Below are 9,329 nucleotides of genomic sequence, written 5' to 3'. Positions count from 1 at the left end.
ACACCTTGAACCCAATTCCCAGCTATATAATTTAGTTTCATATTGCATTCCCCTTTACTAAACGTTGCTCCAAGACAGGCCGCCACCCAATATCTTCATGCCTGTGGTCAAATGTATTAAGATAGAAAAAATTTGCTGCTGCAAAGCCACGACAACACCGCGCAGCACTTCGCCCTGCGTAAGGTCTCAATGTCCACGTATTCACACCAACCCAATTCCAAAGTTGGTTGTGTTCCCCCAAGCGAACTGACTCATCAATATTAGGGCCCAAATCAAGTGGCGTTGGTGTAGGCAACCCAAGTATTTCACTTGTATTACAGACTATTTTGTCCCATTCATTTTCAAGGTTAGATGCGCCGAGATACCCATCTTCTGGATTTAAGAACTCGAAACCGCCATCCAAAAGCCTGCATGTATATTCCTGCCCGTCGATAACAATATCTCGTCCATTTACATATCCAGACTCGACCAAATCTAACCAACTAACATGAACAAGCAAAACACGGTCTGAGATGAATAAACGAGATGTATCAGTCCTAAGAACAATCCAATTTATACGTGATGTTTGTACAGATGGAGTGTCCCCCAATGACCATTGAGTCATATCTGGCAAGTCAGTGAAACTATGAATATCTCCATCTGCCAAACCCTCATAGGGTTTAACAGCGCTTTGGTCTACCAACCAAGGTCTAGAGGGAAGTGGTAAAGGCTGTCCTTCCTTATAAAGACCACCTAACTTTACAACTCCTTCAAATATCATTATGCGGGCCTCAACATTTTTTCACGCAAAACAGAATACAAAAGATGGGCTGATATAGCTTCTGTGCGTCCTGACGGGTCCAATGAAGGAGCTACTTCCGCAATATCCATACCTCCGATTGGATGTTTGGCAATAACATCGAGAATATCGCAATAGTGTTTAGGTGTTATACCACTGTGAACAATTGACCCAGTTCCTGGAAGGTATCCTGCATCCATTGCATCAATGTCCATGGTCAGGTACAAGCTATCGCTATTCTTTGTGGCATGCTCAAGAGCCAACCTTCCAACTTCTTTCGCGCCTAACCTGTGCACATCCCCGGAAGAAAAAACCTTTCCGCCCATGCTCTCGATAAGCTCCAGCTCGCCGCCAGATACCCAACCGGTAATGCCAATAAATACCATGTTCTCTTTGATAATATTTGGGAGTTCTGAAATTCGACGACCATTTGTAGCGTGATTAAAATGTCCCCATGCACCAAGACGATCAGAAAAGTCCAAATGACCATCAATTTGGATGTAACCAATTTTATGTGCAGGATCAATTTTGCTTAATGCACGAGAATATCCCAAACATGCCGGATAACTATTAAAGTGATCGCCTCCTAAGGCAAGGGGGATCCCCCCAGCCAAACGTACACTTTCTGTCATGCTTGCGATTGCCTCAATTGTCTGCTCAACAGAAACTGGGTCAATATCTGCATCGCCACAATCAAGTATCCAAGGGGCATTGTTTCTAACCCATTCCCCCCCATGTGTTGCGTCAAAAAATGTATCATCATGAGAAGGGAGATATTCTTCAACCAATCTAGTCGTCGCACGTCGAAGTGCTTCTGGACCATGGCGAGCTCCAATACGGCTCGAATGTGTCCAATCCGTAGGCATCCCAACCACACCGACAACATCTTTAGTGATTTCATCGACGTTTGCAGATTTAGAACCAAACAATGTCGACGAAGGCGATTTCAAGCCAAGATCAATGGCACATTCACCAGATTTCATTTTAATATTCCTCACGTTTCAACGACGTCGACAATCCGAGACGCCCATAGATATATCCAAGAAGAACTGTTACCAGCAAACGCTGGCCAGTTTTGACAACACTCATTCCATCGACCGTCGGGTTCATTCCAGTAACAATCAATGTTGACACAGGCGATTGACCTATTTCTGTCATTATTGACTGTAAAGAAGTTACCGACACACCATTAAACCGACGCTTTGATGACATGCCATGAAGGGGAGATGCGAATGCACTCAGGTCAAGATTAACGACTAAGGAATCAGTATTTTCAGCAAGTGCGAGGCGAAACTCTCTAAATTCAGACATTGAAATATTGGACAACTGTTTTGCTGAAATAACTTGACCACCCTGCCCTCTATACGGCGTCAAAAACTCAGATGAAGACGTACTTAGCGGCGCCAGAAAAGCAGTGTTTTTCGCTAATAACGTACCGTTACCGATTAAGCTGCCGACCTCAGACCTATCCGAAAGAGTTTCTTGTGATAAAGATGTCGGAGTATGACCACCAATCTGAATGAAGCTTAATTTTTCAGAATTCGACTGAGTTTCTAGAACTGTGCGTACAGAACGTTGATCGCCGGACAATGCGATAGTCGAAGCACCCCGTTGGCGAACTGCATTGAGTACGTCAGAAACAAGATTATCTGCAACTGACCTGCTCAAACCCTCAACTGGGATATCACCTAAATCGACCATACGGTCGTGAATAGAGGACGTATCAATTTTCTTTCTCGCATCGACATCAACAGGATGACTAAATTGAGGGTTGGCTTGCCAACCAAAGTATACTGACGTTTCCCGCAAGGCTTGAGGAGACATTCGATATCCCGACGAAAGACCTACGTTGTCTTCCATCGGGATCCCAATTATCGCCAAACTTTTGTCATTGAGTTCTGTCAACGCTCCGCGATGCGAACGCATGAAAGTTAAGTCACCCGCCATACGGGGTAGAGGACCCGTTCTTAGACTCAATTTCTTTCTCCTTGTTTAAGAAGTTCTGCAAGCGCTGAAAATATTGAAAGACTGTGAGTTGTCACAGCTCGGTCTCGAAGTTCAAAACCTGGCCTATGCCCCGTAAATTCAGCAGCAATGATAGGCAGTTGCTTTAGTGACTGTATGAAAGCTATTACGTCCTGTGTGCGTTGTGACTTAGCACCGCTATATGCAGATGTCACCCCGTAAGCCGGACCAAGAATATCGGCGTCCACACTCAAGAAACACGTGCCACCTTTAAGCATTTCATAATGCTCATCTGTCAGGTCTTCGCATTTCTGCACCCAAATCAAACTGTCAGGTCGATCACCCAATAGTTGTGAAAGCCGCGTTCCAGTCTGGGATCTTCTACCAATTAAGCTAGAAGTATCTTGTACCGCCTCTAAATCTTTGCGTTGAGAAACTCTAATGACCGATATTTGTTTATCGCTCTTGGCTTCAAGAATGCCCGCAATCAAAGCAGGAGTAAGACTGAAGTCTGGATTGGCAAATAGAATACTGGCTCGTGTGCGGACTAATCGTGCTACCTGTTCACGCAAACTTGAGGATAAGCGCTCAGGTTCAAGCGGATAGACGTTCAGGTCTCCAACATCTATCAAATGCTCAGCATTAAAACCCAAACTATTCTGGAACCAAGGGTCAGAGCTACAATAACGGAACTGTCTGGCTAAGAAACGAGCACCAGGTTCACCTTCACTAAAGTGGTCGCAAAAAATCCCACAGCATGCGACGCTCTCTGGGCCCAGATCTTCAAGCCCACCAACCTTCGCACCAAAGAATGTTGCTACAGGCCTTAAAACTGTATCAGTATCCCAAACTCTAATTGAATCAATCATGGCTCTACCCGATCCCATAAAACCGGTGCAATAACACGGCTCAAGGCTTCAGCAGCAAAGTACTCAGATAGCCCCCTCTTATCGAATACTGGTGCCACATTTGTAAGGGCACATCCTGCGAAACGGGTATGTACAGAAACCTGATCCAAAATATCTAGAATTTGCTCAGGGTCTAATCCTCCGATATTAATCGTCGGCGTACCTGCCGCATGACCTGTGTCCACAGCCGATACATCTATGTGCCAAAATACACGTTTTTGTTCTTTTAAAAACGCCAGCAAAAGCTCACTTGTTCCAGTTGTACCCATTTCATGGATTTGATCTGCACTGACACAAGTATGGTTATGGTTTTTGGTCTGTCTCCATGCTTTGGCAGGAATAAGGCCGTTCACTCCGATAAAGAATGTGGCCGTACCGGCAAGACTATCACTTGCTGAAATCGATGGCGTGATATGCACAATCGCACAATCCTGATCAAGTTCAGATACTGCTTCTGAGCACCATGAACCAATCTCGCGTGCACCTCCAAGGATCACTGGGGCAACATTTTTTTCGCTCAGTAAAGCGAACAGTTCTACAATTGATTTTTTGTCCAAACTCGATGGCAGGTCGCCTAAGTCATTCATACAGAATTCTGGATTTAAAACTCTTTTTGTTCCAGTATCCAAGTCCTCTATAGTTTTATTAGATGAGCTGCTAAAAAGTGCGAATACTTCTTCAATTGCACGACGTATTGCGTTGGGCCCCAAAGAAGTACTCTGACGGTGTTCCAACTTAGTAACTAAAGGTGCACCAATGACTGAGACAGCACCAGATGTCAGTTCACTCGTATTTATCGGCACCAAAACTTTGGATGTCTCTATTTTTTTGCTGGAAGTATTCATTTAGCAATTTCCTGACTGGTTTTGAATTGCAGCTCCGTTATAATGTTCTGTAGCCAAATTCTTAGGGGTTGAGTAAATTGAAAACAGAATTGAAGTCCCTTTCTAATAAAGGACGATAAAATGATGGATTTTCCGGCGTAGATGCCGTTGAACGCGCTTTTACACTCTTGAACACTTTCAACGATGGCTGTACAGCCCTTTCTTTGAAAGAGCTCTCCAACCGTAGCGGACTGACAAAACCCACAATTCTTCGTCTTGCTGTATCGTTGGAAAAGTTTAGCTACATGATTAAAGATTCGGAGGGGCTGTACCACCTCGGCCCTATGTTGTGGAGACTTGGCTCCCTTTTCCGACAGAACCTGAATCTGGAAGTAATCATAAAACCTGTTTTGGAAGAGCTGGTGAAGAAAACGGGTGAGAGTGCCTCGTTTTACATCCCTCGCGGTAAGTTCGGCATTTGCCTTTATAGAATAAACTCCAAGCACCTTGCTCGTGACCACATAGAAGCTGGCGATATAATTCCTATGGGACTTGGCTCGTCGGGCCAAATACTGAAAGCATTCCTCAATGGGCGTGGCAAACTTGCTACACAAATTCGTAAAGAGCGAACTTACGTTAGCATTGGTCAAAGAGACCCGTACGTTGCTGGAGTAGCCACAATTGTCACTGGCCCAGGAGATGAAGTTGTTGGCTCTTTGAGTATATCGGGCATTACTCCCCGCTTTGATGAACGAGCGATTGAATCGTATCGCACGCTCATCCTCGAAGCAGCCCAAACCATTGAGCAAAGTTTGGGAAGGCCGAATGAGTAATGGCCTCACTTTACCCATTCACCTTTCCTCGACTACCTAGAACACGCACTCCGATCAGAGCCACAATTGAAACCGCAATTAAACATGTTGAAATAGCGGCAATGGTTGGGTCGATCTGGTCACGAAGTGCATTGAACATACGTCTCGTAACCGTCGCATTTTCACCACCAGAAATTAGCATCGCAATTACCACCTCATCCAAAGAGGTAATGAATGCTAAGAAGGCCCCAGCTTGAACCGAAAACTTCACCTGAGGAAAAGTGATCGTCAATATTGCCATAAACCTTGATGCGCCAAGGCTCCTTGCTGCACGTTCCTGATCAAAGTCATAGTTCTTAAGACCAGACATGACGGTGATAATGACAAAAGGAAGAGCCAGTGCCACATGAGCGATCACAATCCCTGTTATGGTATAATTCAACCCTAATTTTGCATAAAGATGGAACACACCCACTGCCACCAAAATCACCGGGACAATCAGAGGGAATATCATTACAAGCTGAAACGTATTGCGAATGCGTGCCGTTGAACAATGTAGCCCGTAAGCAGCGACAGCCCCCAATGGTGTTGCAATAATTGTCGTCCAGAAAGCTGCAATTAGTGAAACCTTGGTCGCATTGATCCATTCTTCAGACCCAAAATAAGCCTCGTACCAACGTAAAGACCAATTCTGTGGTGGAAATTCAAGATAAGCAGAATCGGAGAAAGACATCGGTATTACAATAAGGGTTGGTAACACCAGAAAAAAGAGAATCAGACAACCTACTAATACCAACCAAAGTCCATCGAATTTCTTGGCCCCGGCCATTTCTTGATAAGCCATAATAAATTACCTCATAAATAAACGGTCTAGACCAAAAGTTCGATGAAGTGCATAGATCACTGCAAGTGCAATCAATAACAGCACCACACCCAAAGCACTTGCCGCGCCCCAGTTTGCATAAAATGTAATTGTCGATTCAATACGTTGCGCCAGCATTTGAACTTTGCCGCCACCCAATAGTGCAGGCGTTACATAAAAACCGAGCGACATAATGAACACCAAAACAACACCAGCAAATAGTCCAGGCATCGACATCGGTACAAACACTCTCCAAAATGCTTCACGTGGTGACGACCCTAGGCTAATCGATGCCCTCACCAGATCTCCGTCAATTGCTCGCATCGAGGCATACAGAGGAAGAATAAGAAAAGGGAGCATGATGTGAACCATACCGATAATACTTCCGGTAAGGTTATGAGCTAGTTGCAAGGGCTCGTTTATCAGCCCAGTAGAAAGAAGGGTTTCATTAATCAGTCCATTTCTCTGCAAAAGCACCAACCATGCATAAGTCCGCACCAATACAGAAGTCCAGAACGGCACGAGGACACATATCATGGCAATCTCTGCCCATTTATTCGGCATTTTAGAAATCCAATAGCATAATGGATAACCTAAAAGCACACAGAACAAGGTCACAGAGATACTGATTTGAAACGTTACGATGAACGTTTTAACATAGAGATCGCTTGAAAAAATTCTTGTGTAATACTCACCTGTAAAATCTCCTCCAGGCGTCAAAACTGAAAGAGACGACAACCAGAGTACTGGAGCCAATATCACGATCAAAATGATAAGCGTTGAGGGTAAACTTAAACCAAGCAGGATTGACTTTTCTTTCGTGTTGTTTGACGAAAGCAATGCACTGTTTACCCCCTTTGCTTTCGTGCTGTTTGACGAAAGCAATGCACTGCTTTCCCCCTTTGCTGCAATGATATTATTAGTCATTAGAGAATCCCCTTTCAGGAACAATAATTGTTTCATCAGGATGTAATCCTATGAAAATCTCTTTTCCTATCTGAGGCACTTCATTGGCTGGAAGCTTAATACCGATCTCTAAACCGCTACCCAATTGCACGAGAGCTAACAGACTATCACCTTGAAAAACAACTTCGCTAATGACACCTGAAAGGTCGTTCATTCCTTCGCGGACAGCATCTTGGCCAACACTTAAAAGTTCAGGTCTGGTCACTAAGAAGTACTTTTCCCCTTCTTTGAAATCTTTTAAGTTCGAATGCAAAACATGTTCGCCTAACTTCGCAGTACCGCCAGTTACTTCAACTGGTAAAAGTGTTGATTCACCAACGAAGTCAGCGACAAACTTTGTTTTAGGGTTGCGATACAATTCTTCTGGAGTAGCAAGTTGTGCAATCTTTCCTTGATTAACCACTGCTATACGATCAGACATTGTTAAAGCTTCGCGCTGATCGTGAGTCACATAAACAATGGTGGCATCTAACTTACGGTGAAGTGCTTTGAGTTCAAATTGCATCTGTTCACGCAGATTTTTGTCCAAAGCAGACAACGGCTCATCCATCAAAATAATCTGTGGCTCGAATACCATTGAACGTGCCAAAGCTACTCGTTGGCGTTGCCCACCCGACATCGCAGCAATGCTCCGGTCGCCATACCCACCCAACTCAACAACCTCAAGAGCACGCTCCGCTCTTTCTCGTCTTTCAGCAGCTGGGACCTTACGAATTTTCAGGGGATAGGCGACATTGTCGGCAACAGACATAAACGGAAACAATGCATAACTTTGAAAGACCATACCAACTCCTCGTTTGTGTGGAGGAGTAACGATCATTTCTTTATCACCAAACCGAATACTGCCGTTATCAGGATTGACAAAGCCAGCCAACGCCATTAGAAGCGTTGTCTTCCCTGAGCCAGAAGGCCCCAGCAAGGTAAGAAACTCACCAGCTTTAATATCAATTGACACGTCATTTAGTGCAAAAAAATCACCGTAGGTCTTGGTAACATTGCGGATACTAATTGGTAACGACTTTGAAGCCGTAGCGGATACATTCGACATAGTATTGCTCTCTAAAAGCAAATCAAACAGAGAAGACAGAGAAGACAGAGAAGACAGGCAAAGTGAATCACAAGTCACTTTGCCCGATATAATTGTGATTATTGCTGGATAAGCGTATCAAATTTCTCGGTTAGGACAGCAAGTTGGCCAACATAGAAATTTGGATCAACCAAGAGCTGCTTTCCGTAATTGGCCGGATGAGTGTTGACTTTTTTTGCTTCATCAGCTGTCAAAATCCCAGTATCAAATGCCCCTACATTTACAGGTCCAAGCGGCATCGTTTTTGCTAAGCGAGCCTGAGATTCAGCAGAGAGAAGCTCATTAATCAGCTTCATGGCATTTTCTTTATTCGGCGCACCCTTAGGGATCAATAGGCAATCGACGTCCATCGTACCGCCATTAAATGAGTACGCGACATCCTTACCAGAATCGCGAACGCTCTCCACTCGGTTATGCCCCATGTGAATCATGTCCACTTCGTTATCTCTCAACAATTGCGCAGACTGAGAACCACCGCGATACCAAGCCGTAACATGAGGCGCAATCTCAGCCAATTTTGCCCACGCACGATCTTTACCTTCTTTAGTGGCTAGAACTTTGTAGACATCACCAGCTGGCACACCATCTGCCATAAGTGAAGCTTCTAAGTTGTAATTGACTTTGCCATGCATGGCTCGCTTACCCGGAAACTTTTCCAAATCGAAAAAATCACTCCAAGTCTTTGGCCCATTCTCACCATACTTATCTTTCTGGTAGGCAATTACCTTCGTAAAATTGATAAACCCAATATAATGCGAATTAAGCAATTCTTTTGGAATCCCTGTCGTGTCAATCTGACTGTAATCTAAAGGTTCCAACATTCCATCGCGCTTCAAAGTCTCACAGGAAGGAAGGTCCTGCTCAGAAACATCCCATGCGATTTTACCTGCTGTAAACTGGACACGAATGTCTCTAATGCCGTTTGTCGTATCCTCTTTTACAGTAATACCGAGCGCCTTAGAGGCTGGTTCCAACATTGCAGACCTCAAGGCATCTTGAAAAGAACCACCCCACGATGCAAACACAACCTCATCCGCTGCTTGCGCCGACGAAGCTGCGCCAACTGCGAGCAGAGTTGAAACCGTCAAGGCACAGAGAGCGCCCTTTGAAGCTTTTTTATTTTTAAT

The 9,329-nt window shown here is 44.5% G+C and carries 9 protein-coding genes and 1 pseudogene; 1 reads left to right on the top strand and 9 read right to left on the bottom strand.

Going from position 1 to position 9,329, the window contains the following annotated elements:
• Window positions 1-37: 37 nt before the first annotated feature.
• From V7730_RS20670 to V7730_RS20650, 5 genes are read right to left on the bottom strand one after another with little or no spacing between them, the layout of a single operon-like run.
• A complete protein-coding gene (locus V7730_RS20670) occupies window positions 38-760 on the bottom strand; it encodes a hypothetical protein (RefSeq protein WP_335749457.1) in 723 nt (240 codons plus the stop codon).
• Complete coding sequence (locus tag V7730_RS20665) at window positions 760-1,761, bottom strand: agmatinase family protein (protein ID WP_335749456.1); 1,002 nt, start codon at window positions 1,759-1,761, stop codon at window positions 760-762. The genes V7730_RS20670 and V7730_RS20665 overlap by 1 nt, the downstream gene beginning before the upstream one ends.
• A 1-nt stretch (window position 1,762) precedes the next feature.
• Window positions 1,763-2,704 carry an arginase family protein gene (locus V7730_RS20660; protein WP_335749458.1) on the bottom strand — a complete coding sequence of 314 codons (942 nt, stop codon included), beginning with the start codon at window positions 2,702-2,704 and terminating at the stop codon, window positions 1,763-1,765.
• A 47-nt stretch (window positions 2,705-2,751) separates the two neighbouring features.
• The gene (locus V7730_RS20655; RefSeq protein ID WP_335749455.1) at window positions 2,752-3,612 is read right to left on the bottom strand and encodes an arginase family protein; all 861 of its coding nucleotides are present in this window, start codon (window positions 3,610-3,612) and stop codon (window positions 2,752-2,754) included.
• Window positions 3,609-4,496, bottom strand: a complete 888-nt coding sequence (locus tag V7730_RS20650) for an arginase family protein (RefSeq protein ID WP_335749454.1) — start codon at window positions 4,494-4,496, stop codon at window positions 3,609-3,611. Before V7730_RS20650 ends, V7730_RS20655 begins: the two co-directional genes overlap by 4 nt.
• A 155-nt stretch (window positions 4,497-4,651) precedes the next feature.
• Between V7730_RS20650 and V7730_RS20645 the strand changes: the two are divergent.
• A pseudogene (locus tag V7730_RS20645) lies at window positions 4,652-5,308 on the top strand (IclR family transcriptional regulator); the annotation flags it as partial.
• A gap of 10 nt (window positions 5,309-5,318) precedes the next feature.
• Here V7730_RS20645 and V7730_RS20640 read toward each other — a convergent pair.
• The 4 genes from V7730_RS20640 to V7730_RS20625 all read right to left on the bottom strand — a co-directional run.
• On the bottom strand, window positions 5,319-6,131 hold the full coding sequence (locus V7730_RS20640; RefSeq protein WP_335749453.1) for an ABC transporter permease: 813 nt from the start codon (window positions 6,129-6,131) through the stop codon (window positions 5,319-5,321).
• A 6-nt stretch (window positions 6,132-6,137) separates the two neighbouring features.
• Window positions 6,138-7,076 carry an ABC transporter permease gene (locus V7730_RS20635; protein ID WP_335749452.1) on the bottom strand — a complete coding sequence of 313 codons (939 nt, stop codon included), beginning with the start codon at window positions 7,074-7,076 and terminating at the stop codon, window positions 6,138-6,140.
• Window positions 7,069-8,163, bottom strand: coding sequence for an ABC transporter ATP-binding protein (locus V7730_RS20630; RefSeq protein WP_335749451.1), 1,095 nt, complete (start codon window positions 8,161-8,163; stop codon window positions 7,069-7,071). Before V7730_RS20630 ends, V7730_RS20635 begins: the two co-directional genes overlap by 8 nt.
• Window positions 8,164-8,261: 98 nt before the next feature.
• Window positions 8,262-9,329 (bottom strand): ABC transporter substrate-binding protein (locus V7730_RS20625; protein ID WP_335749450.1); only part of this gene is annotated, 1,068 nt, incomplete at its 5' end.

This window comes from Sulfitobacter sp. (assembly GCF_036961165.1).
Taxonomy (GTDB): domain Bacteria; phylum Pseudomonadota; class Alphaproteobacteria; order Rhodobacterales; family Rhodobacteraceae; genus Sulfitobacter.
Note: the sequence above shows the minus strand (reverse complement) of the source record. Positions and strands in the feature narration are given on the sequence as shown.

What these genes read in the sequence shown, in the direction of transcription:
- V7730_RS20635 (WP_335749452.1), bottom strand. Translation starts at nt 7,076, where the DNA reads ATGACTAATAATATCATTGCAGCAAAGGGGGAAAGCAGTGCATTGCTT.
- V7730_RS20665 (WP_335749456.1), bottom strand. Translation starts at nt 1,761, where the DNA reads ATGAAATCTGGTGAATGTGCCATTGATCTTGGCTTGAAATCGCCTTCG.
- V7730_RS20630 (WP_335749451.1), bottom strand. Translation starts at nt 8,163, where the DNA reads ATGTCGAATGTATCCGCTACGGCTTCAAAGTCGTTACCAATTAGTATC.
- V7730_RS20660 (WP_335749458.1), bottom strand. Translation starts at nt 2,704, where the DNA reads ATGCGTTCGCATCGCGGAGCGTTGACAGAACTCAATGACAAAAGTTTG.
- V7730_RS20640 (WP_335749453.1), bottom strand. Translation starts at nt 6,131, where the DNA reads ATGGCTTATCAAGAAATGGCCGGGGCCAAGAAATTCGATGGACTTTGG.
- V7730_RS20670 (WP_335749457.1), bottom strand. Translation starts at nt 760, where the DNA reads ATGATATTTGAAGGAGTTGTAAAGTTAGGTGGTCTTTATAAGGAAGGA.
- V7730_RS20655 (WP_335749455.1), bottom strand. Translation starts at nt 3,612, where the DNA reads ATGATTGATTCAATTAGAGTTTGGGATACTGATACAGTTTTAAGGCCT.
- V7730_RS20650 (WP_335749454.1), bottom strand. Translation starts at nt 4,496, where the DNA reads ATGAATACTTCCAGCAAAAAAATAGAGACATCCAAAGTTTTGGTGCCG.